This is a genomic window from Lentilactobacillus kribbianus (assembly GCF_013184075.1).
Lineage (GTDB): Bacteria > Bacillota > Bacilli > Lactobacillales > Lactobacillaceae > Lentilactobacillus > Lentilactobacillus kribbianus.
In genome coordinates, this window is sequence record NZ_JABEQQ010000001.1 from 331,806 (window position 1) to 356,737 (window position 24,932).

The 24,932-nt window shown below is 38.5% G+C and carries 18 protein-coding genes; 6 read left to right on the forward strand and 12 right to left on the reverse strand.

All coding sequences use genetic code 11. The features are described from left to right. Nucleotides 1-53 precede the first annotated feature (53 nt). The 8 genes from nrdG to HII32_RS01935 form a co-directional block, all read right to left on the reverse strand. Nucleotides 54-650, reverse strand: coding sequence for an anaerobic ribonucleoside-triphosphate reductase activating protein (gene nrdG / locus HII32_RS01900; RefSeq protein WP_172187759.1), 597 nt, complete (start codon nucleotides 648-650; stop codon nucleotides 54-56). Beyond that, complete coding sequence (gene nrdD / locus HII32_RS01905) at nucleotides 640-2,811, reverse strand: anaerobic ribonucleoside-triphosphate reductase (RefSeq protein ID WP_172187761.1); 2,172 nt, start codon at nucleotides 2,809-2,811, stop codon at nucleotides 640-642. Before nrdD ends, nrdG begins: the two co-directional genes overlap by 11 nt. 244 nt (nucleotides 2,812-3,055) lie before the next feature. Next, nucleotides 3,056-3,721: an HD domain-containing protein gene (locus HII32_RS01910; protein WP_425483249.1), complete on the reverse strand. Its 666-nt coding sequence runs from the start codon at nucleotides 3,719-3,721 to the stop codon at nucleotides 3,056-3,058. Between the two features lie 105 nt (nucleotides 3,722-3,826). Next, nucleotides 3,827-4,969 (reverse strand): glycerate kinase family protein, encoded by a 1,143-nt coding sequence (locus HII32_RS01915; RefSeq protein ID WP_172188743.1) that lies wholly within the window; start codon nucleotides 4,967-4,969, stop codon nucleotides 3,827-3,829. Between the two features lie 16 nt (nucleotides 4,970-4,985). Beyond that, the gene (locus HII32_RS01920) at nucleotides 4,986-6,272 is read right to left on the reverse strand and encodes a GntP family permease (protein WP_172187763.1); all 1,287 of its coding nucleotides are present in this window, start codon (nucleotides 6,270-6,272) and stop codon (nucleotides 4,986-4,988) included. Between the two features lie 222 nt (nucleotides 6,273-6,494). Continuing rightward, nucleotides 6,495-9,125 (reverse strand): bifunctional acetaldehyde-CoA/alcohol dehydrogenase, encoded by a 2,631-nt coding sequence (gene adhE, locus HII32_RS01925; protein ID WP_172187765.1) that lies wholly within the window; start codon nucleotides 9,123-9,125, stop codon nucleotides 6,495-6,497. 209 nt (nucleotides 9,126-9,334) lie between these two features. Beyond that, nucleotides 9,335-9,862: a DUF1836 domain-containing protein gene (locus HII32_RS01930; RefSeq protein ID WP_172187767.1), complete on the reverse strand. Its 528-nt coding sequence runs from the start codon at nucleotides 9,860-9,862 to the stop codon at nucleotides 9,335-9,337. A 152-nt stretch (nucleotides 9,863-10,014) separates the two neighbouring features. After that, nucleotides 10,015-12,378: an HAD-IC family P-type ATPase gene (locus HII32_RS01935; RefSeq protein ID WP_172187769.1), complete on the reverse strand. Its 2,364-nt coding sequence runs from the start codon at nucleotides 12,376-12,378 to the stop codon at nucleotides 10,015-10,017. A 166-nt stretch (nucleotides 12,379-12,544) separates the two neighbouring features. On the opposite strand from HII32_RS01935, the gene HII32_RS01940 reads away from it, so the two are divergent. Continuing rightward, nucleotides 12,545-13,384 carry an aldo/keto reductase gene (locus HII32_RS01940; protein ID WP_246224794.1) on the forward strand — a complete coding sequence of 280 codons (840 nt, stop codon included), beginning with the start codon at nucleotides 12,545-12,547 and terminating at the stop codon, nucleotides 13,382-13,384. A gap of 35 nt (nucleotides 13,385-13,419) precedes the next feature. Here the strand turns inward: HII32_RS01940 and HII32_RS01945 are convergent, their stop codons facing one another. Beyond that, nucleotides 13,420-13,830 (reverse strand): Hsp20/alpha crystallin family protein, encoded by a 411-nt coding sequence (locus HII32_RS01945; protein ID WP_172187771.1) that lies wholly within the window; start codon nucleotides 13,828-13,830, stop codon nucleotides 13,420-13,422. Between the two features lie 233 nt (nucleotides 13,831-14,063). Here HII32_RS01945 and HII32_RS01950 point away from each other — a divergent pair, with 233 nt between their 5' ends. From HII32_RS01950 to nrdI, 3 genes are all read left to right on the forward strand, one after another. Then, nucleotides 14,064-15,437 (forward strand): hemolysin family protein, encoded by a 1,374-nt coding sequence (locus tag HII32_RS01950; RefSeq protein ID WP_172187772.1) that lies wholly within the window; start codon nucleotides 14,064-14,066, stop codon nucleotides 15,435-15,437. A gap of 83 nt (nucleotides 15,438-15,520) precedes the next feature. Beyond that, a complete protein-coding gene (locus tag HII32_RS01955) occupies nucleotides 15,521-18,595 on the forward strand; it encodes a YfhO family protein (RefSeq protein WP_172187774.1) in 3,075 nt (1,024 codons plus the stop codon). A 49-nt stretch (nucleotides 18,596-18,644) separates the two neighbouring features. Beyond that, nucleotides 18,645-19,112, forward strand: a complete 468-nt coding sequence (gene nrdI, locus HII32_RS01960; RefSeq protein WP_172187776.1) for a class Ib ribonucleoside-diphosphate reductase assembly flavoprotein NrdI — start codon at nucleotides 18,645-18,647, stop codon at nucleotides 19,110-19,112. 50 nt (nucleotides 19,113-19,162) lie between these two features. Here nrdI and HII32_RS01965 read toward each other — a convergent pair whose 3' ends face one another. Continuing rightward, the gene (locus tag HII32_RS01965) at nucleotides 19,163-20,347 is read right to left on the reverse strand and encodes an MFS transporter (RefSeq protein ID WP_172187778.1); all 1,185 of its coding nucleotides are present in this window, start codon (nucleotides 20,345-20,347) and stop codon (nucleotides 19,163-19,165) included. Nucleotides 20,348-20,503: 156 nt separating this feature from the next. Then, nucleotides 20,504-21,253 carry an Ig-like domain-containing protein gene (locus tag HII32_RS01970; protein WP_172187780.1) on the reverse strand — a complete coding sequence of 250 codons (750 nt, stop codon included), beginning with the start codon at nucleotides 21,251-21,253 and terminating at the stop codon, nucleotides 20,504-20,506. Nucleotides 21,254-21,524: 271 nt separating this feature from the next. Here HII32_RS01970 and zwf point away from each other — a divergent pair, with 271 nt between their 5' ends. Next, complete coding sequence (gene zwf, locus HII32_RS01975) at nucleotides 21,525-23,000, forward strand: glucose-6-phosphate dehydrogenase (RefSeq protein WP_172187782.1); 1,476 nt, start codon at nucleotides 21,525-21,527, stop codon at nucleotides 22,998-23,000. Nucleotides 23,001-23,172: 172 nt separating this feature from the next. Continuing rightward, a complete protein-coding gene (gene gndA, locus HII32_RS01980) occupies nucleotides 23,173-24,600 on the forward strand; it encodes an NADP-dependent phosphogluconate dehydrogenase (protein WP_172187784.1) in 1,428 nt (475 codons plus the stop codon). A 54-nt stretch (nucleotides 24,601-24,654) separates the two neighbouring features. On the opposite strand, the gene HII32_RS01985 is transcribed toward gndA, so the two are convergent. Beyond that, nucleotides 24,655-24,876: a hypothetical protein gene (locus HII32_RS01985; RefSeq protein ID WP_172187786.1), complete on the reverse strand. Its 222-nt coding sequence runs from the start codon at nucleotides 24,874-24,876 to the stop codon at nucleotides 24,655-24,657. Between the last annotated feature and the right edge of the window lie 56 nt (nucleotides 24,877-24,932).

The window sequence follows — 24,932 nt, forward strand, 5'->3', positions numbered from 1 at the left end:
TAAATAAAAAGAACTATGCCAAAATTAAAATTTTAGCATAGTTCTTTTTTAATCTACCGAATTAACTTATCCCAAATGACCACTTGGTTTTGCTTAAGTGATTTCTGAACATCAATAATTCGCTGATTACTACTGCCACGAAATTGTAACGTGAGATCTTTAAGGTCTTCCATAAATCGGCCATCCACCAAAATATCGAGATAACTTAGTAGCCGCAATTTATCAATGGATTCTTTCGCTAATTCATCCCAAGTATATCCGGTCCAAGACCAGATATCTTTTTCATGACCGAATTCAGCACGAATGCGACGAACCAAGCGTAAGCATACCTGCGTATTTAAGAATGGTTCCCCACCTAGTAAGGTCAATCCTTGAACATAGCTGTGCCGCATATCTTCAATGATTTGATCTTCTAGTTCTTGTGAATAGGGTTTGCCATAATGAAAATTTTGTGCAGCCTTGTTATAACAACCCGGACAGTTAAACAAACAACCGGAAACGTATAAGCTACAACGAATTCCTTCTCCATCAACCATATTAAACGGCTTGTAGTCAGCAATGTATTCCTGACTACGGTCAGAAGCTAACCATTCCTGAGGTTGCGGATTTTTCGGATACCGTTTCGGACGTGGTTGTCGACTAGTCATCATTAAGCGCCCCCAAGGTCATGTTTTTAACCCGTGAGGAAATTTCCTTATGCCGCCCCTTAACCATTGGCCGAATCATCGGATTACCTAAGTAACCACAAGTTCGTTTGACCACATCACAGGTCTTAGGATCCCGGTTACCACATTGAGGGCATTCAAATCCCCGTGCTGTGGGTTTAAAATCACCATCGAAGCCACATTTAAAGCAATGATCAATCGATGCATTAGTCCCTAAATAACCGACATGATCATATGCCCACGTCCAAACTGCTTCTAGTGCCGCTGGATTTTGCTTGAGGTTAGGATACTCACAGTAGTGAATAAAACCACCGGACGCATACTTAGGGTAATCCTCTTCGAACGTTAATTTTTCAAATGGCGTGGGATTTTTACGCACGTCATAATGAAAACTATTGGTGTAATACTCTTTATCGGTAATATCTTTGATTTTACCGAATTTTTCAATATCATCTTCACAAAAAGTATCCGTTAACGATTCGGCTGGAGTAGAATAAACACTAAAATGATAACCATACTCTTCTTCCCAATCAACACACGCATCATGAAGATACTTTACAATTGAGAGAGTAAAATCATGAGCAGCCTGGTTAGTCTCCCAATCAGGACCAAAGAAAGTCGTTCCCACTTCATATAAACCAATGTAGCCTAGTGAAATGGTGGCCCGACTATTTTTAAATAGTTCATCAACATCATCACTGTCTTTTAATCGGACCCCAAAGGCGCCGTTTTTATATAACGTTGGTGCATTCAGTGGTTGAGCTTCCTTGCACCGAGCAATGCGAAATAGGAGTGCTTTTTTAGTTACCGCTAATTTATCAGCCAAAATTTCCCAAAAAAGAGCTTCGTTGCCCTGAGCTTCTAACGCAATTCGTGGTAAGTTAATCGTGACCACGCCCAAATTCATTCGACCACTATTAACTTCTTCACCCTGTTCATTACGCCAGCCTTGCAAGAAACTACGACAACCCATCGGCGCCTTAAAACTACCCGTTAATTCCACAATTTTGTCGTACATCAAAATATCTGGATACATTCTCTTAGTAGCACACTCCACCGCCAGTTCCTTTACATCATAGTTAGGATCAGCTGGTGCTAAGTTTAAACCGCGCTTCAAGGTAAATACTAGTTTAGGAAAAATTGCCGTTCGGTGTTGTTTTCCTAACCCTTTAATCCGTACTTTTAAAATAGCTTTTTGAATTTCTTTTTCAATCCACGAAGTGCCCAACCCAAAGCCCACGGTAGTAAATGGGGTTTGCCCGTTAGAAGAAAACAGAGTATTTACTTCATATTCTAAGGCTTGCATGGCATCATAAATGTCTTTTTTAGTTTTAGTGCGCGCAAATTCTTCGCGTTTATCAGCTGCCACCCACTCACTAGCTTCTTGCAAATGCTTTTGGTAATTCAATTCGGCATAAGGAGCTAATAATTCATCGGTTCGATCGGCTGAACAACCACCATATTGGCTTGAAGCCACGTTGGCAATAATCTGAGACATTTGAGCAGTAGCAGTTTGAATGGATTTAGGTGATTCCACTTCGGCATTGCCAATTTCAAAACCATTAGCTAGCATCCCTTTAAAATCAATCAAACAACAGTTAGTCATTGAAGTTAGGGGTGAATAATCCAGATCATGAAAATGAATATCACCGCGTAAATGGGCTTTGGCCACTGTTTCTGGCATCATCGTTAATCCCATAGATTTTCCCACCATGCCGGCCGTTAAATCCCTTCGAGTACTAAAAATATTACTGTCTTTATTGGCATTTTCGTGCACCAAATGATCAGTACCATCAAATAATTGACCTAATTTATTCTTAGGATCAATCGCTTGTTTCCATTTAGCCATATCTTGTTGACGATATAAATCATATTTAGCCACTAGATCGGGCCGTTCATTAGTCAATAATACTTGGCGAAACGCTCCGCGAATAGTTTGCACGTCGATACTATCAGGTTCGGTGCTTAACTGTGTCAATATCTGCTCAGTAATTTGTGCTTGTTGAGCTTCATCATTTACTAAGCTACGAACAACCATTTCGATTTTATAAGGATAGAATGGGACTTTCTCACCGTCCACTTTAATCACTTGTTTAGTTTTTAATTCGGTTAACTCAGCCGTCATTGCTACCGCTTGATTCTTCATAATGTGACTTCCTTCCTATGTAAAATTGAAAAATACGGGTGGTTTGAATTAAGAGTTGCTTTTTTTAAACCTCTTCCAATACATTCCATCTTACTCCAAAAAAAATCTCAATATAAGCCTTGAAAAATCAATATGTATGTGTTTCTAGACCACAAAGACACTATATCTTGTGTTCAAAGCATTATTTGATCATAATAAAAACCGTTAACCTAATAATTGCATTAACGGTTTTATAGCTTAAATATTAACGTTCACCATTCCATTCAGCCTTAAATTCAGCCAAATAATCTTTCATTACTTGATTACGATGTTGTGCAATTTGTTTAGCTGGTTCGGTATTCATTTCATCAGCCAACTTTAACAACTTTTCATAAAAATGATTGATTGTGGTTCCGGGGCGCCGATATTCTTCTTTGGTCATATGTTTACGGGGCTTAATGGCTGGATCATAGATTTTTTCACCATGATGACCACTATAATAAATTGCTCGGGTAATGCCCACGGCCCCAATCGCATCTAAGCGATCGGCATCTTGAACTATTTGTCCCTCTAGGGTTAGTTTTTGATGGTGATGTAAATTAGCACTAAATGATAACTTTTCAATAATATCCATCACTGCATTCGCTTCGTCTTCACTGTATCCCGCTGTTAGTAGTAATTCCTGCATTTCCACTTTACGAGCCACTGGATCAGCCACTAATTTATCATCAGCTAAGTCATGCATGTAAGCTGCAGCGTAGACAATAGCGGCATTCGCATCAGGTAGTGAGGCTAAAATCATTTTGGCATTGTTCACCACTCGTTGAATGTGATCAAAACTATGTCCCGTAGTGTCATCCTTCATTGCCAACTGAACTCGGTCCTTAATTAAGGTTAAATTAACTGCCATTAAATCATCTACTTTCGTCATTTTCTTCTATTATATGCTTAATTGTACCAGTAGGTTAAAATAAGCAATCCATTACCACAAAACCGGGATAGTCCTAGTGACTACCCCGGTTTTTTAATTTCACGATTATTTAATAGTTTGTTTAATCAAACGAGCTGTATTTTCGGCCGTTTGAGCTAAATTAATACTAGCCGTTTTAATAGCCGTTGGTAAATCAATTAACCCAGGAACCGTGCTAAAAATAGCATCAATACCTAGATCATATAACACATCGACTCCTTCACCAATTTGACCCACTAAGGCAATAACTGGCACGTGGGCATCAACTGCTTTGGTAGCTTGAGCTACTCCCATTGGGGTTTTACCATATTGAGTTTGAAAATCAATCCCCCCTTCACCAGTAAAGACAAAGTCTGCATCTTTGACCCGTTGCTTAAATTCAGTCTCTCTTAAAACAATATCCACACCACTTTGCATTTCTGAGTTAGTAAAGACTAATAACCCTGCACCTAATCCACCAGCAGCACCGGCACCAGCTTGATTAGCCACGTCAATATTTAGGTCGCGGTTAATAACTTCAGCATAATGTTTCAAATTAGCATCCAAAGTTTGTACCATGGCTGGTGTTGCTCCTTTTTGAGGTCCAAAGACGGCACTAGCTCCTTTAGGTCCCACTAATGGATTGGTTACATCCGAAGCAATGATAATTTTGGTAGTCGTAATTCGGGGATCAAGCTGATTAAGATCAATATGATCTAATTGGGCTAAGCCACCGCCACCACGAGTGATCATTTGGTTATTGGTATCTAAGAGTTTTACTCCCAGTGCCTCGGCCATCCCGGCCCCGCCATCGTTAGTAGCACTACCACCAATACCAATAATAATGGTTTCTACGCCTTGATTAAGGGCATCTTCAATTAATTGTCCTGTACCGTAAGTAGTCGCAATTAACGGATTATGGGTTTGCTCATTAACAAATTGAATCCCACTAGCAGCTGCCATTTCAATCACAGCCGTCTTTTGATCACCTAAAATACCATACTGAGCTACGGCTGGTTGCCCCAAGGGGTCAATCACCTCAGTATCGATTAAGTGACCGGCAGTGGCATCGACTAGTGATTGAACGGTCCCTTCACCACCATCAGCCATCGGAATTAATTCAAATTCAGCATCAGTAAAAACGCGACTAACACCTTGTTTCATTGCTTCAGCTGCTTGTTTAGCAGTTAAACTACCTTTATATGAGTCTGGTGCAAAAACAAATTTCATCATCAATAACTCCCTTTTAAAAGAATCCGTACATCACAGTGGCCACAATCGTCATAGTTAATCCGACGATTGCTTCGTAAGGAACCACCTTCATCCGGTCTTGAATGCTCATATTCAATGATTTCGCAGTCACATGGAAATAGTTACCGTGTGGTAATTGATCAATAACCACTGCACTTGTATGCATCATAGCGGCAGCGGCAATTGGCGTAACCCCAAAGGCCAAAATTGATTTGGCAAAGGAACCAGTTGCCAAGATAACCCCAGTAGAAGTCGAGGCCGTTGCAGCTGACATAAGTAATCCAGAGATTGGGGCCAAGAACACGCCAGAAATTCCTGAAGACTTAATTAGAGATACCACTTGTGCTGGTAGAGTGGATTGCGTAATCAATCCACCAATGGCACCGGCACCAATTAAAATTAAAACAACATCCGTCATTCGTTGAATTCCTGAAGTAGCGTAGGCTTTGAGCATTTTGCCTTTCCCCATAGCAATCGCTCCCACAATTCCGGCAAAAGGTAATATGTACATCGCATCTACTTGAAATTTAGTTAAAACAGCAATGTGTAAAATACTACCAATAGGATTAATCATTAATAAGACAATTGCTACTAACGGTGTCACGATAGCCGACTTTAATGATGGCAAATCTTTAGTATCAAAGCTTTTAACCCCATCCAAATCAGAATCTAATACCATTTGGCCATGACGTTTCAATAATGATGCCACAATGACCGTAGCTAACAAACCAAACAAGGCGGGAATAAAATCAGCCACCATCAATTGACTTAGTTCAACGTTAAATCCGTGAGCTGCCGCAATGGTATTTGGGTTGGGCGAAATAACGTTACCGGCTTTACCACCACCAGATAGGGCTACTAACAACGCAATTTTTGAAATTTGCATCTTTTTACCAACTTCTAAAGCAATCGGGGCCACAATCAAAACGGCAACTGGAATGAAAACCCCCACGGCCGTGATAATCATAGTTGATAGCGCTAGTGATAAAATAGCTAATCGCTCCCCTAACTGATTAACAATAGCTACCGCAATAGTGTTAGCTGCCCCCGAGTCCATCATGACACCGGCCAAAACGCCGGCAGCTAAAACCCGGACTACCGTTCCCATCACACTTTGAGTCCCAGTGGTCACTACATTCACCGTTTGAACTAAGTTAGCTCCACCAATAACGGCTCCAAAAATTGCACCTAAGAATAATGAATAAACGGGATTAATTTTATATAAAATCAAAATAATAGCCAGCGCTAACCCGATCAGCGCTCCAATCCAACTAATTTGCATTTGTTAATTTCCTCCAATATTAATTAAAATAAGTGATATATGCCAATGTATAAGATGATATATAGACCAATATAATATCATATATACGTTTTACGTTCCTAATAATACAACAAATATATTTATAAAGATAGTGAAAACGCAAACATTTTTTGATTATTACTCACAAAAAGAGTCGTAACTCATTGATGAGTTACGACCCCTAGTGCTTTTTAGTAACTTAATTTATTTAGTTTCTACCCCAGTACCTTCATATTCATCAATCATAATTTGCTTAAGATCAGCCATTAATGGTTCCTTAGGATTGGCAGTAGTACATTGATCTTCATAAGCTAATTCGGCTAATTTATCGACCGTTTCATCAAAGTGCTTCTTATCAACACCCCAGTCCTTTAAGCTGAGTGAAACCCCAACTGAATGGGCTAATTCGATGATTCGTTGAACCAAAGCCTCTTTTAGTTCTGCGTCGGTTTCCCCTTTTAGACCAACGTAACGAGCAATTTCAGCATAATCTTTATCAGCACGGAAGTATTCGTACTTAGGCCATACCGCAATTTTTTCTGGTAATTCAAAGTTATAACGAATGACATGTGGCATGGTGATAGCAATGGCAATTCCGTGAGTTAAGCCAAATTCCCCACCTAATTTATGAGCGATAGAATGGTTAATTCCTAAGAAAGCATTACCAAAAGCCATTCCGGCTAAAGTCGCAGCATTATGCATTTCTGCTCGAGCTTCTGTATCGCCATTATATGAAGCAGTTAAGTTTTCAAAGACTAACTTAATCGCTTGTAATGATAGTGGTCGAGTATAATCTGATGCCATTGTTGAGACAAATGATTCAATTCCGTGACAGAGAACATCTAAACCAGATGCAGCTACTGTTCCCTTTGGTACTGTTTCTACGAATTGAGGATCAATAATGGCAACATCAGGAGTTAGTGAGTAATCAGCCAATGGGTATTTGACGTGAGTTTTAGAATCAGTAATAACTGCAAACGGAGTAACTTCAGAACCAGTTCCAGAAGTCGTTGGAATAGCAATCATTTGCGCCTTCTTTGGCTTCTTGAAACGATAAGCTCGCTTTCTAATGTCTAAGAATTTTTGTTTAGCTCCAAAGAAGCTAGCTTCTGGATCTTCATAGAATAACCACATGTTCTTTGCAGCATCTAATGGTGACCCCCCACCTAAGGCAATAATAGTATCTGGTTCAAAGGCCCGCATTTGTGCTACCCCTTTGTTAACCGTATCAGTAGTTGGGTCTGGTTCTACACTAGAGAACAAGGAATATTGAACTTCATTAGAACGTCGTTTCAATTCGTCTAAAACAATGTCAACAAAGCCCAGTTCAACCATGGATGGACTAGTAACAATAAATACCTTGTTGATGCCAGGCATATCATCGAGGTACCGAACTGAAGTTTTTTCGAAGTAGATTCGAGGTAATTTTATCCATTGCATATTATTTCGTCTCTTTGCGATAGTTTTGATGTTTAATAAATCGTAATCAGTAACGTTATGAGAAATAGAGTTAGCTCCCCATGAACCAGTTCCCAGTGTCATAGATGGTGTCATTTGGTTGTAGAGATTACCAATACCACCAAAACCGGCCGGACTATTAACAATAACTCGAGAAGCCTTCATCTTTCGACCAAATTCAACCGCCAAATCATCATCTTGGGTTTGAATTCCAACAGTGTGACCCAGGCCACCATAGTTGAGTAAAGCTTCACAAATAGCAAAGCCTTCTTCATGACCACTAACCCGGTAAACGGATAGTACTGGACTTAATTTTTCTCCAGAAAGTGGGAACTTAGGACCAATTTCTTCATTACTCATTTCAGCGGCTAATACTTTAGTGTTAGCTGGTACTTCAATACCTGCTAATTCAGCAATTTGCTTAGCTGATTTACCCGCGATAGGCCCTTTAACGCCCCCACGCTTAGCATCAAACATTGCTTCTGCTAGTGCTGCTTTATCTTCTGGTTTAATGAAGTAAACCCCATTTTTAACGAACTGTTCTTTGATATCATCGTAAATATCATCGTCAATGACGGCACTATTTTCAGTGGCACAAATCATCCCGTTATCAAAAGTTTTAGATAAAACGATATCGTTAACTGCCCGCAAAATGTTAGCGTGCTTTTCAATATAAACCGGACCGTTACCAGGACCTACCCCTAAGGCTGGCTTTCCAGTGGAATAAGCGGCTTTAACCATCCCCGGGCCACCAGTAGCTAAAGTACTAGCAACATCTGGATGATTGATTAACTTAGTGGTAGCTTCCAAGCTAGGTTCTTCAATCCATTGAATAATTCCAGCCGGTGCGCCAGCAGCTATCGCAGCATCGCGAACAACTCTAGCAGCGGCAATAGAAGATTTCATTGCTTGTGGATGGAAACTAAAAATAATTGGATTTCTAGTTTTCATAGAAATAATTGATTTAAACAAAGTGGTAGAAGTGGGATTAGTAACCGGGGTAATTCCCGCTAATACTCCCAACGGTTCTGCTACTTTAACTAGTTGACGTTCAGTATCATCTTCAATAATACCAACCGTTTTATGGTTTCGAATGTGATGCCAAACTTCTTCAGTGGCAAAAATATTTTTTACAGCTTTATCTTCAGCAACTCCCCGACCAGTTTCATTGGCTGCCATAATGGCTAATTCCATATGTTGGTCTAAACCAGCCATCACCATTTGGTGAGTTATATAATCAACTTTGGCTTGGTCAAATGAATCCATTTCTTCAAGAGCAGAAACAGCGTTAGCAACTAACCCATTGATCATGTCATCAACGGATGTTTTTTCTGGTGCTACTACTTTTTTATCTTGGTTTTTAGCGTCTTTTGCCATCTTCGTTCCTCCAAAGAAAAACATTGTTATTTATTTCACAAAAACATCATATCACGTTTTCAAATAATGTAAACAGTAATTGATCAGAAAAACACAAAATAAATTAAAAAGGCGTTACTCTTTGTTTTATCAAGGAATAACGCCTTTATTATAGATTGAAAATATTTTCAATTACTGAAAACGGTTCCATTACCGATACGTGAAAGATTTCACTTATCATGTACTTTAGGCAATGGTTGTGCAATTATTTCTAACAATTTCTTGGATTCTAACCGATCAATAATAGTATTAACTGCAACTTGTAATAATTTATCGTTCAAATTTTTTTCGGCCATTGCACTTTGATTACGATGATCGATATTTTTAAACGAAAATTCTAGCCGTTTAACAAAATCATCATAAGCCTGTTGTGGATAAATTTTAGCTGTCACTTGATCAATTCCGTGACGAATTGTTTCCAATGAAAAAGTCGGTTTTAACAAGCTAATTAAAATAATATCAGCAATTTGCATCGTTTGATAACGCTTCTTGACCGGGGCCATAATGGCCTTTTTCTTAACATAATTATTAATCATCGCTGGCGTGATTGGATCAATTTCTAATGGTCCCAAAATGCCGTTAATCAGTGCCGTTACTTGATCCATGTATAATTCAAATTTGGGTAAATCGTTCCAAAGTGGTAATTCTACCGTTTTAATTTTTGCTTCCCAATTGTGGTAGCGTTCGATTTCGGCCATAAATTGATGTCCTCCTAATAACTATTTCAATAACTAGTATAACACACTAGATGTTCTATATTTCAATTATATTTATTTCAGCAATACCGTAGTAGCTTAATTTTAGCAATAAGAAAGGCCGACGCAAATTTTTTTGCATCAGCCTAAGATAACTATTCCATATTTTGTAATCGGCGACTGTGATTTAAATACTGAATGATTAGACTTTGAATAAATACATACACCGGATAAACGCTCGCAATTAAAGGTACCGCATATAACCAAATGGCTGGATTAAAGAAAGATACCAGTGAAAATAATCGGTTAAAGAACACAATAATAATCCCGAATGCTACCAAAACACTGACATCTAATATTATTTTGAGGCGATTTAGTGGCCGCGATACCATCACCAACGATAACCAACAAATTGCTCCCGTTAGTAATACGCACAAAGTCGATGAAAACTGGTAATCAAATTTAAAGATAAAACCTAAGAATTCAATTACCATAATGTAGCCCACCACCAATAGAGCCGCGGGCAGTGAAATTTTCAAAACTTGCTTTAAAAACTGATTGGTAATTTTTTTAAAGTTAGGTTGTAACGCTAAAACAAACGATGGAATTCCTACCATTAATGTAGTAATTGGCGTTAGCTGAATGGGTTCAAAAGGATAATTGGTAGCCATGAAGATAAAAATGATCGACAAAGCTACCGAATACATCGTTTTAATCAAATACATGGAAGCTACTTGCTCGATGTTATTAATTACCCGACGCCCTTCATTGAGCACCCCTACCATAGCGTCAAAATTGGAATCAATCAAAACAAAATCAGCAATACTTTTGGTGCTCTCACTACCAGACGCCATTGCAATACCACAATCAGCTTGCCGCAATGCCAGTAAGTCGTTCACTCCATCTCCAGTCATTGCAACGGTGTGACCGGCGCTTTGCATTGCTTCAATTAAATGTTGTTTTTGATCTGGTGTAACCCGGCCAAAAACGGTTTTTTCGTTAGCAACCGCCGCTAATTGTTCATCACTCACTTGACTCATATCGACCAAATCACCGGCATCCTTGATGCGAGCATTTTTAGCAATCGTAGATACAGTGGTTGGGTCATCTCCGGAAATAACTTTAATTTTGACCCCTTGATTGTTAAAGAAGCGAAAAGTCACATCCGCATTAGGACGAATCACATCGGTAATTAACACCAAGCCAACTAATTGCGGGGCAATCAGTTCGTGATCGTCGGTTACTTCGGTGGCCGTTGCTGTAGCTAATACCCGAAATCCTTGGGTCGCGAATTGTTGAATTTCTTTTTTAACCTCCGGCGTTAGTTGCTTAAAAATGAACTGGGGGGCTCCCATTACCACTACTTGCCCATTTCTTAGTAAGACCCCACTCCACTTACGTGCTGATGAAAAGGGAAATGATTGAGCCACCTGCTCAGTAGGTTTAGCAATGCCTGCTTGAATTGCCCGGGCGGTTTCATTTTCATCACCGGTGCCATAGGCTACCGCTGCCGTATAGTCAGTTAGTTCTTGTTTGGAAAAATTTCCATAGGGCACTAAGCGGCTTAATTTTAAATCACCGCTAGTGATCGTTCCCGTTTTATCCAAACAAATGGTATCTACGCGCGCCAAAGTTTCAATGGCTGGCAGATCTCTGACTAAGACTCGTCGTCGTGCTAACGCTGCCGCGGATACTGCTAAAGTAACTGAAGTTAGTAATACCAATCCTTCTGGAATCATCCCAATCATGGCTGCCACGGTACCTAAAATGGCTCGGTTAATGTCGTTACCACTAATTAACTTAGCCACAAACAAAGCGACTCCCACCGGAATGATAATGTAAGTTAAAACTTTAATAATCTTATTAATGGTCGTTAATAAAATACTGTTGGTATCAGAACCTTCTCGAGCCTGGGCCGATAAATGATTAACAAAAGAGTCGTTGCCGACCTTTGTGACCTGCATCTTGCCAGAGCCACTTTCCAAATAACTACCAGAAATCAGCGAATCACCAACTTCTTTGGAAATAGTATTAGGTTCTCCGGTAATTTGCGATTCATTGACTTCCATTGCCTGACTAGTCACTACTTGACCATCGACCGGTACCTGATCGCCACGACCTAGTAAAATGATATCGTCTAACACAATCTCTTCTGGCGTCACTTCCACCACTTGTCCCGCCCTTAAAACGTTTATTTTGCCTTCAGCTAGAATGGCCATTTTATCGATTTGCCGTTTAGAACGAATTTCTTGGATAATACCAATGGCAGTATTAAAAAACGCAATACCTAAAAAGAGTAAGTTTTTGTAGCTACCGGTATAAAAAACCAGTGCCCCTAATGCTAAATTAATAAAGTTAAATAACGTTAAGATGTTAGACCGTAGAATTTCTTGTACGCTATGCGTTAAAGATTCCGGCGCAGTATTATGTTGGCCGGTTTGCATTCGTTGCGTTACTTGGTCGGTGCTTAAACCAACGTTGGGATCGACTGGCGTTAGCTTTGGATTTTTATTAGTCATACTTGTCCACCTCGTTGCTTTTCATTGTACAAAGATAATCGTGGTTAATCACCTAATTTAATCTAATCATAACCTAAAACAAAATTTTTCTTAAAGTAAGTGCTCACCAAAATGGTCCTGAAACTTGTGGTACAGTATAAGCAAACTAATTTATGGAGGGAAAAAGATGGACAAACAACATGTGGTCACTCTCTCAGATGAACATAAAATGCCGCTGGTAGGTTTCGGTACTTATAAAATCACCGATCAAGAGACTATGGATCAGGCGATTGGTACCGCCTATAATACCGGCTACCGGTTATTTGATACAGCTCAATTTTATAATAACGAACAGGTATTAGGGATGGCGTTACAACATAATGGTATCAACCGCGAGCAAGTCTTTATTACCGATAAAGTCGCCGAACCTAATCAGGGTTACGAACTGACTCGCTCCAGTGTAGATTTCTCACTACAACAATTAAATACCGACTACATTGATTTATTATTAATTCACTGGCCAGTTAATACCCTCTTCTTTGATACATGGCGCGCATTTGAAGACCTCAAACAAGCTGGTAAAGTTCGTTCTATTGGGGTTAGTAATTACAACCGGGCCCAACTAGAGCTCCTCAAAACCCAGGCCCACGAAATGCCCGTAGTTAACCAAATTGAAAATCATCCCTATTTGAGCCAAGCTCCCCTTGTGGAATTTGATCACACAGAAGAAATTGCTACTCAAGCATGGAGTCCGCTTGGTCGTGGCGTAGTATTATCCAATCCGATGCTTCAAACCATCGCCAACCACCACCAACGTTCTGTCGCCCAAATTATTTTACGGTGGCATATTCAAAGAGGGATTGCTGTTATTCCTAAATCTGCCACTGCCAGTCGGATTCAAGAAAACTACCAAATTTTTGACTTCGAATTAAGTACTGACGAAATGGATATGATTGACTTACTAAACAAAAACCAACGTACTGGTAATGATCCCGAAATGGTCTATGAATTAGGTAAACAATATTAAAATAAAAAAGTCGGGTCATCGACCCGGCTTTTTGTTTAATCAATTTTAATTTGATGACCTTCATTTTCTCCCGGTTGTTGCTTTGGTAACGTAATCGTCAAAACACCACCATCATAAGTGGCCTTTACTTGTTCATGATTAACATTAGGCAGATAAAATGAACGACTAACGGCTTGCTTAGAACGTTCATGCCGAATTAAATGTCCATCATCATTATGTTGTTCAGCACTATATTCATGATTAGCCTTAATACTCAAATTATTATTTTGGTAACTAATATGGATATTTTTCTTTTGAAATCCCGGTAACTCTGCTGCTACCACGTATTGATCCGTTTGTTCGGTAATGTCAGTTTTAAACCGGCCCACAGCACCAGTTGAGTGCATCATCGTGCGCCCTAAATCATCCCAAAAGTCATCTCGCCAATTAGATAAATCATTTGCCATTACAATTATCTCCTTTCATCAATCAAATAACCGTTACTTTAATTAACTATTCAATTTTGATTTTAGCACCACCTTAATAAAGCATTAAGAATTTTGCCTTTAAAGACGATATTCCTTTCAAAAACACTTCAAACCAGAGTATAATAATGAGTAGTTTACATAGAATCAAGCTTTGGTTTAGACCAATGAAATTCTAGGGAAAATATTATGTATCAGGAAATGAGGAGTAAGAGTTGTCCGATAGTCAGATAATAATCAATTTAGTGATTGTAATTGTCACCTTTTTCTTTGCCGCCTTTTTTGTAGCTGGTGAATTTGCTTTGGTGCAATCACGCCTAAGCGCGTTGGAAGAACGGCGTAAGACTGCTACTAAGTCCACTAAAAAGATCGACCGTGAAATTAAAATGGTCACCAATTTAAACGAATACTTATCCACTACTCAAGTAGGGGTTTCGGTGGCCGGAATTATCCTAGGTTGGTTGGGTGAATCACTAGTATCTACCTTTTTAGTAGATATCTTGGAAATTAATAACTCACCAATTAATCCGGCTACTGCTCATACTATTGGGGCCATTTTCGGGGTATTAATTTTAACTTATTTAGAAGTTGTATTAACTGAAATCGTGCCTAAAAACATTAGTATTGATATGCCGATGCAAGTACTAGATTTAGTTTCTACCCCACTACATTATTTCCACATTATTTTTTACCCATTCGTTTGGTTACTCAATGCTTCTGCAAGTGGCATCGTTAAAATGATGGGCTTAAAGGTTGCTGATGATAGTAATGAGGCATTCTCACAAGCTGAAATCTTAAACCTATCACGCAATGCCGTCAAAACGGGGGAACTAGAACAAAACGATTACGTCTATATGCGGCGGGCCTTTGAATTAAACGATAAGGAAGCACGCGATATTATGATTGATCGAACTCAGCTAACAGTTATTGATATTACAACCACTGTTAAAGAGGCCGTTCAAGTTTACCTTCAAGAAAAATTTAGTCGCCTCCCAGTCGTGGCCGACGGTGATAAAGATAAAATTTTAGGTTACGTTTATAGCTATGATTTAATTCGCCAATCGCAAGTCGACGCTTCAATTGGGGTTGATCGTTTGCTTCGTCATATTTCTACTACACCAGAAACCACACCTATTGCCGACGTCTTGCACCAAATGATTAAAAAGCGGACCCCAATTGTGGTGGTGGTTGATGAATATGGTGGTACTTCTGGAATTATTACCGATAAAGATATCTACGAGGAATTATTCGGAACCGTTCGTGATGAAATCGATCCTTCCTTTACAGAATTTATCTTTAAACAACCTAATGGTACCTACCAAGTTAATGGACGTATTACTACCCATGACTTCGAACGTTACTTTGACCATGATGTACCGGAATTTGAAGATTCCGACTCCGTTACTTTAGCCGGATACTTCATGGATAATTATCCAGGCATCAAGCGTGGTGACGTCATTAACATTAACAATTTTGAATTTAAAATACTTGATTACGAAAATTCATTTATTAATTGGTTCGAAGTTACCAGACATGTTTCTAACACTGATGATAACGATGATGAATTCAATGATCATTTGGATTACTAGGAGTAACAAATGGCTGGAGCTCTTTTATGATCTCCGGCTTTTTTCTTGGGTAATAGTTGCACAGCTTATATTGGAGGAATATTTTGAAAAAATTATTAAAGAAAACCCCGGCATGGCTTTATTACACCATTGGCTTTGGGCTTTTGGCCGGAATGATGTTTGGTTATCTATTACTAGCAGATAAATCACTAGTTTGGTTTAAAGATGGTATGGCCCAACATTATCCCATCTTGAAATCATTTCGACAAATGTTAGTTAATTTTATTGCCCATCCCAGTCAAGGATTCACTCACTGGTCTTGGGATATTGGTTTAGGTGGCGATCAATTAACCAACTATTCTTACTATGTCATGGGTGATTTGTTCAATTACCTAATTATTTTCTTCCCTAAAGGTCACTTAGAATTAGCTTATGGTATTTTAGTCTTCTTACGTTTGTACTGTGTCGGATTAGCATACATACTATTTGCCTCGACTCACCGCTTTAGTAAAATTGCTCAAGTCGGCGGTGCTTTAACTTATACTTTTACCGGTTACTTGCTTTACTCAAGTTTGCACCATCCCTTCTTCATCTTACCAATGATTTTCTTCCCGCTATTGGCCTATGGAGTTGATCGTATTGCTACTGGGCATTCGTTTGTTCCCCTAGCGGTAGCCGTATTTTTCACTGTTTTAGCTAACTTTTATTTTGCTTGGATGTTGGCAATTGCCACTATTTTATACGCAGTATTACGTTTTGCTAGTCGTTTCAGTGATTCTCACTTTAAAGTTTGGCCTTACATTAGACGAGTAGTGCTGGGTGCGGTCATTGGTGGTTTAACTGGATTGGTTACTTTCTTACCAACCGCTTTATTTGCCTTACATTCCACTCGTATTAGTGGCAAATTTGCTAGTGGCTTGCTATTTTACTCTCTACCTTATTACCTAGGTATTCCAGATAATATTTTGACCCCGATTGGCTCGATGCAATACTGGATGATTATGGGAATGAGTTCCGTTTCTTTTCTAGGAATCGTCTACGCCTTCAAACACTTTAAAGCTAACTTATGGTTAAATATCGGCTTAATCAGTATTTTTGTGGGAATTTTATTTCCGGCTGTCGGTGCCGTCTTTAATGGTCTAGCAGCTCCATCCAATCGCTGGGTCTTTTTAGGAGCCTTAGGTTTTAGTTTTGCTGCGATGATCTTAATTGATCATTTAAACGTGTTAACTCGTAGCGATATTGCCACCATGATTATTGCTTCCTTACTTTTAATCGTTTCAGTTTGGTTAGCTGGTGGTGGAATTTTAAATCTTTCGCATCGTCAATTCGTTACGTATGGTATGTTGTTATGTACTTTAATTTTATTATTAATGGCCATTGTCTTTAATTGGCGGCCACAAACCAAAGCGCTAGTGATTACCCTATCCCTTAGTTTTAACTTAGCTGCCAATATTACTGGAATTTATAGTACTAATGTCGGGACTGTCACTAAAAAACAATTAAATCGTGGTTTAGCCCAACGCTTTGATGATGAATTTTATAATGGCGCTAACAATTACCTAGCTAAGAAAAATGGCTTTTTCCGGACTGCAGCGTTAGGTCATTATTCTAATCCGACTGCTGCTAACTCTACCAATACCAACACTAACATCGGCATGGATACTGGTATTAACGATGAAAATTCTTATTTGACTCTTCAAAACGGTTATCCAGCTGATTTCTCACGGGCAATCGCTAATAGTCAATTTACGGCTAATACGCCTATTGGTGAATTAGATTACCGAACTGCTGCTAATAACCTGTTAGGTGTTCAATACTTTTACGCCCGGGCCAGCACCGTTTGGAAGCAGGCCCTCCCTTATGGTTATCATGTTGTGAAAAATAAAGATAATACTACTAAGGTCTTTAAAGCCAAAGCTCATACTGGTGTAAATGAATACCTCAGCAATATCAACAACACTGCTTTAGTTAAGTCAGATAATGCTTTGCCATTAATTTATACCCAAAAACAAACCATTTCTAAAACTGCTTTTGACAAACTGAATGCTTTAGATCGTGAACAAGTAATGACGCAGGCTGCAGCTGTAGAAAATAAAGCTGATGAAGGAACTGCCGTTAACTATCGATCCAAGAATAAAACAATTAATTATAAGGTAGCAATGGATACTAGTAAGGTGGTAGATTCCAAAACCCAATTAGCTGCTTATCGATTTGGCATGCTAGGAACTGATCCTAAAAAAGTTGATGAACGACTTTCTACTATTCATAAACAACTTAGTCTAAACGCCAACAAAAAAGCTACCAACCAAATGATTAAAGATAATCAAGCTATTATTGCCAAAAGCAAAAAAGCCAATAAAAACGGCTTAAAATTCATTGCTAATGATGCTAGTGGTAAGAGAATTCCTTATACCATAACCCTTGATAACCCTAACCAAGCTAAAAACGCAGAATTATATTTAGTTTTGGATGGTATTCGCAGCGATAAAGAAAGTTTAATCGATAAAACTCAAATTGATACTAATCAACATTTATTAAATAACACTGAATATTCCGTGATGGATAGAATTGCTGATAAACGAAAAAACATTTTGCACCCTTCTTATCAACAATACCGGCTTCATGCTAATACTAATAATAATCGTAATGCTCTTTATCAATACCCTATTAATAACTTATCCAATTACCAACCCGTTGATAAAGTCACTTTAAATCTGGGTTACTCAAGTAAAACTAGAAAGACGATCAAGTTAAAATTAAATGGTGATATCAAAGATCTCCACATTAAGAGTGCCAAGTTAGTAGCCGTTCCTTATGATAAAACGTACACTAACCGTATGCAGGCACTTAAACAGACCGGCTTGAAGAATCTTAAAGTTGATCAAAATGTGGTTACTGGTACTTCTCATACTCAAAATACCAGTACCATGGTAACTTCTATTCCTTATTCTACTGGTTGGCAATTAACTATCGATGGTAAAAAAGCCGATACTTTTGTAGTTAATAAAGGGTTTGTTGGTGCTAAGCTTCCTGGTGGTAATCACAAGATTCGGTTAACTTACACGACGCCAGGACTTAAGCTAGGTAAACTGGCTACTATAGTTGGAATAGTTGCTTTAATAATTTCAATGATTGTTAGTTTCTTTATTTTTAGAGGTAGCAAGAAACAAAAATAGATTTAATGATATGATAATGACATCAATAATTGATTGAGGAGGCTTTATCTTGGAACCAATTCGCTTACTTTATATTTCTATCGAAGGTAACACTCGCTCATTTGCTAATAATTTACATAAATATGCTAATGGGATCCATGACCAATTTCCTGAAAATCCATTAATTGAATTGAAAGAAATTTCTGACCAAACAGATTTTGCCGATGAGGTTAACCCCTACTTTCTCTCAGTACCCACTTATTTAACCGGAGGCAACGGTATTGATACCGGCGTCACTGAATTGATGACCAATTCTTTGGGTGAATATGTTGCTTATAATAATAATGCTGATTATTGTTGGGGCGTCATTGGTAGTGGTAATCGTAACTTTAATGAACAATATTGCCTAACTGCCCGACGTTACGCCGAAAACTTCAACACTCCCTTCATCGCTGATTTCGAATTGCGCGGCACTGGTCGAGATATTGAACGAATCTATAAGATCTTAGTAGCAGAAACTAAAAAGCATCTGCACTAATAAAAAAGCCTTTAACACTATTAAGTGTTAAAGGTTTTTTAGTTTGATAATTAATTATTAGTATTTAACTTAGCTCGATTAGCTACCTTTTTATTTCTGATAACCAAGATAATTAAGAAGAAGATAATCAAAGCTCCACTAAAGCTAAACAAGACCGTATCGGTAGAATATTGTAACACAAACCCACCAATGACTGGACCTAATGCTCGACCAATAGAGACAAAGGCATTAAACATTCCTTGGTAGCGACCGCGATCTTCTGGCGCCGACAATGAATCAATCCAAGTCGGCATCCCTGGAAAGGCAATAATTTCACCAATTGTGGTAAAGACCATGGCCATAATGAAGGCCGTATACTGACGAGCAAAAATCAAGCCAACCGTAGCCAGGGCAAAAATGATAACCCCCACATATGTTTGAGTACTTAACTTAAAGTGACTCCCCAAACGGTTAACCAATGGTTGCAAGGTCACAATCATAACCCCATTTAAAGTCCAAAGTAAACTGTACTTTTCAAATGAAATCCCTAGAGAAGTCATGTGAACTGAAATGATACTTTCCCAGAGTGAGTATGAAATGTACAGCGATAACACTAAGAGGCAGATTAATAAAATAGTTCGATTAAGGCGGCGTGGTCCTTGGGCAGCTTTCTTTCGGTTTCGTTTTCTCGTTAAATCAAATTTAACGTTGAACTCAAAGATAGTGATCAAAAGTAAGATAACGTAAAAAATCAGCGCTACTGAAAATAACAGTGAGATTCCTTTATCTAACAAGAACCCGGTTAACAGGGTTCCGATAACAACCCCTAGGTTATTTCCAATATAAATGATGTTAAAAACCGAACGTGTCGAACGACTTTTAATGGTTGTAGAATACGAATTCAACAACGTTAATCCCGCTCCGTCACCAAAGCCGACAAACATCAACATAATTCCAAAAACTGGCCATCCGTGGAAAAAAACCAGGATAGCAATTCCAATGGTCGAAGTTAAAATACTTAGTACAGCCGTTTTATACGGCGACCATTTATCAAACAGCACTCCGGCAACGTAACTTCCTAATACCATCATCATCGACATTAAGAATAAAACGATTCCGGCCAAACTCATTGATTTTCCTAAGTAATCATGCATATAAACGGTAACTAACGGCCACATGAACGCCGCCCCTGCATTTAAGAGCAGAGAATAAATCAGTACTGAACTAAAACGAATTTCCGTTCGTTCTTTTATCACAATATCATTCCTCTTTCGACAAATTAAAGTTTCTCTTATTTATATTCTCTCATATCTATTAATTAAAGCAATTAAGAAGGTTTTGGTACCCATTTTAGGGTACAAAAAAGGACCAAGTTAAAAAACTTAGTCCTTAAAAATTATCATTTAGTGAAATTACTTAGTTAAATCAAAGCGGTAGGTATTAGCAGCTAACCCAGCAATCTTGAATTTAGCAATCATATTTTTAGAATTAACTAAATCAAAACGCTTGTTACTGCTGAAACGAACGTAAAATGTTTGAGTCTTTTTACTTCCTCTGGTCCGGTAAGTGATGGCCCAGAAATTGTTTTTTGCTGGTTTGACACTATAAGCAGCATAACTAACAACTGTTTTCTTCAACTTTTTACCATTGTATAGGTATTCGTTAAAGCCTGTACTTTGGCTGAACTTCATTACTAATTGATTTCCATTTTTATCTTTACCAGATTTCCAAGTTCCAGTTGGGGTACTTGGAGCAACATTAGTAGTCTTGGAACCACTATTGTTTTTGTTGGTAGTAGAACTAGGTTTATTATTACCAGAAGTCTTTTTAGCTGGTTGAACAGTCATAATACGGTAGAAATAAGATACTGATGAACGTTGTGCATAAATATAGTATCTTTGGTTAGCTTTCATAGCCGTTTTCAATTTAACTGTGTATTTACCAGTAGTTTTAGAAGCCTTCGATTTGGCAATTGTTTTTTTACTTGAGTTTTTAACTAGGACATCCACCCCTTTGGTGGCTGTACCAGTTACCGTTTTGCTGTTAGCATACATCATGTTAACAGCTAATGACGGTGATTTCGCCGCACTAGCTGTACTCATACCTACAAACAACGTTACAACGAGAGTAGCAATGAACGGTAATAGTTTAAATTTCTTCATTTCGAGTTCTCCTTAATTGAATTCTACCCAGATTATACTGGGGGCAGTCGCCAGTTCCGAGAACTTTCCGTGTTAATTATAGAAATCTTAACAATCGATTCCCCTATCATAACATAGCCTTTTCATTTTTGCATTCCCTCATTTTCATTATTTTCATAAAAAAACGCCGGCTATCCCCTTTTACCTTATTAAAATGTAGTATATAATATCCGTAACTGGTATAGACATATCAGTTACTACTTAGTTAAATGATGAGATAGGAGTGAACGTTTTGGCAAAAGAAAGACGTGCTTTAATTATGTTATTCGGTGGTACCGGTGATTTGGCCACCCGTAAATTATATCCAGCACTATTTAATCTTTATGAAAAAGGTAATATCCGTGATCATTTTGCCGTTTTAGGTACTTCTAGAGCGGAATTAAGTGACGATGAATTCAAAGCAATGGTAACTAAATCAGTTGCTAAAGAAAGCAACGATAAAAAAATGATTCAAGATTTTGTTAGTCATTTTGCTTACGTTGCTCACGACGTTACCGACGTTAAACATTACTCAGTTCTGCGTGAAAAAGCCGATGAACTCGATAAAAAATATGAAATTAATGGTAACCGTGTCTTCTATATTTCAATGGCACCAAACTTCTTTGGTACTGTGGCACAAAACCTTAAAACTCAACACTTACTAACTGATAACGGTGAATTCAACCGATTAGTTATCGAAAAACCATTTGGTCGTGATTACAAATCAGCTAAACAATTAAACGATGAATTAAGCGCTGCATTTGATGAAAACCAAATTTTTAGAATTGACCATTACCTTGGTAAGGAAATGATTCAAAATATCGAAGCTATTCGTTTCGGTAACACTATTTTTGAAGCTCTTTGGAATAATCGTTACATTGATAATATCCAAATTACTTTAGCCGAAGACTTAGGGGTTGAAGAACGGGCTGGTTATTATGATAATTCCGGTGCTCTTCGCGATATGGTTCAAAACCATATCATGCAAATCGTCAGCCTTTTGGCCATGGAACAACCCGTTGCCTTTAAGGATGTTGATATCCGTTCTGAAAAAGTTAAAGCTTTACGGAGTCTACGGGTCTATGATGTTATCGAAGCTTCTTCTAACTTCGTTCGCGGTCAATACGGAGAAAGTCCTGACGGCAAAACTAAGCCATACCGTGAAGAAGATGATGTACCAGCTGATTCTAATACCGAAACTTTTGTAGCCGGTAAATTATTATTTGATAACTATCGTTGGTCAGGAACCCCATTTTATATTCGAACCGGTAAGAAATTAGCCGGTAAATTTACCCGTGTCGACGTTGTCTTCAAAAAACCATTAGTCGATATTTTTGCTTTCCCACAAAGTGGCAGCACCCCACTTAATGACAATGTCTTAACTATCTTTGTTGAACCTAACCAAGGTTTCTCATTGCGAGTTAACGCTAAAAATAACGAACAAGGCTTCCATACTGAACCAGTTGATCTTTCCTACATGGAAGACCAAAAAGACGTCCCACAACCTTACGAACGTTTGATTCACGATGTTTTAAAGGGTGATGGTACCAACTTCTCTAGTTGGCCAGAAGTAGCTTCTGCTTGGAAATTTGTTGACCAAATTCGCCAAGTTTGGGATATTCAACAACCTAACTTCCCTAACTACATCCCTGGTACAATGGGTCCTGTTGCCGCTGACGAATTACTTGCCAGAGACAATCGCCAATGGGTTTATCGTATTAACCAATAATCATTAAAATAGCGACTAATCAGTTAGAATTTTTTTCTAAGTTGATTGGTCCTTTTTTATTAATTATCCTAATGAATTCACTTACAAAAACTTCATCATTTTATTTCACAATTAGCTTGTGCAGTGTTACACTACTTGTGTATCAAATCTAACACACAAAGGATGGAATCTAATGGCTGAACAAAAAGCAAATATCGGCGTTGTTGGTATGGCCGTAATGGGCAAAAACCTCGCCTTAAATATTGAAAGTCGCGGCTACACCGTTGGCATTTTCAATCGTTCCAGTGAAAAAACTGAAAATGTAATGAAAGACCACAGTGATAAAAATTTAGTTCCTAGCTATACTATTGAGGACTTTGTGAATTCATTAGAAAAGCCTCGTCGAATCATTATGATGGTTAAAGCTGGGAAACCAACTGATGCTGTGATTGATGAATTACTTCCATTACTTGATAAAGGTGATGTCTTGATTGATGGTGGTAACACTAACTTCCACGACACCATGGCTCGTAATGCTCGCTTAGATAAATCTGGCATTAACTTTATCGGTATGGGTGTTTCCGGTGGTGAATTAGGTGCCTTAGAAGGTCCATCACTAATGCCCGGTGGTCAAAAGGAAGCTTATGATCTTGTTGCCCCAATCTTAACTAAGATTGCTGCTAAAGCTCCTGAAGACGGCGAACCTTGTGTGGCATACATCGGCCCTAATGGTGCTGGTCACTATGTCAAGATGGTCCATAACGGAATTGAATACGGTGATGAAGAATTAATTGATGAAAGTTACAACATTTTACGTAATGTAGCTAACATTGATGTTCCTGAATTAGCCAATATTTTTGCAGAATGGAATAAAGGCGAATTAAACAGTTACTTAATCGAAATCACTGCTGATATCTTAACTCGAAAAGACGACCTTGGCACTGACAACTGGATTGTCGACATGATCTTAGATCGTGGTGCCAACAAAGGAACTGGTAAATGGAGTTCTCAAGACGCTCTTGAAGTCGGCGTAGACCAATCAGTAATTACCGAATCAGTTTATGCTCGTTTCATCTCAATGCTTAAAGACGAACGAGTTAATGCATCTAAAATTTTACCTGGTCCTGATGGCAAGGTTGATTTCAATGCTGACGAAATTGTCGAAAAAGTTCGCGAAGCTCTCTACTTTGGTAAGGTAATGAGTTATGCTCAAGGCTTTGCTCAATTAAAAGCTGCTTCAGAACAATATGATTGGGACCTCAAACTTGGCGAATTAGCTAAGATTTGGCGTGCCGGTTGCATTATTCGTGCTCAATTCCTACAAAACATTACTAACGCTTACGACAAGAACCCAGAATTGGATAACTTGTTGTTAGACCCATACTTCACTGATATTGCTTCTAAATACCAACAATCAGCTCGTGAAGTGGTTGAACTAGCTACTAAAGCTGGTGTACCAGTACCATCACTTTCAGCTGCTGTTGCTTACTATGATTCATATCGTGCAGCAATCTTGCCACAAAATCTATTGCAAGCACAACGGGACTACTTCGGTGCTCATACTTATGAACGAGTTGACCGCCCAGGTAACTTCCACTACCCATGGTACAAAGAACAATAATCTAATTGTTAAATAAAAAAAGGTAAACGAGAAATTCTCGTTTACCTTTTTTTATTATTCATAACGTAATCCGGTTAAATGTTGCCGGGTTTGCCGTCTAATTTCTGCTGGTAACACTCCTTGAGCAATTGATTGCTCAATTAATTGAGTGGCCATTCGTTGATTAGTTAACGTTGGGACCTCAATTGCTAATAGGGAGTGCGCTTGTAGTAATTGGCGCACTCGTTCAGTTGCCATTGAAACTGTTTGGGTTGGTAACGCGACTCTTTTTGGCATTTTAATCCCTCCATTCATTTCTAAGCCTACTTTAATAATAGCAAGTTATCAAAATG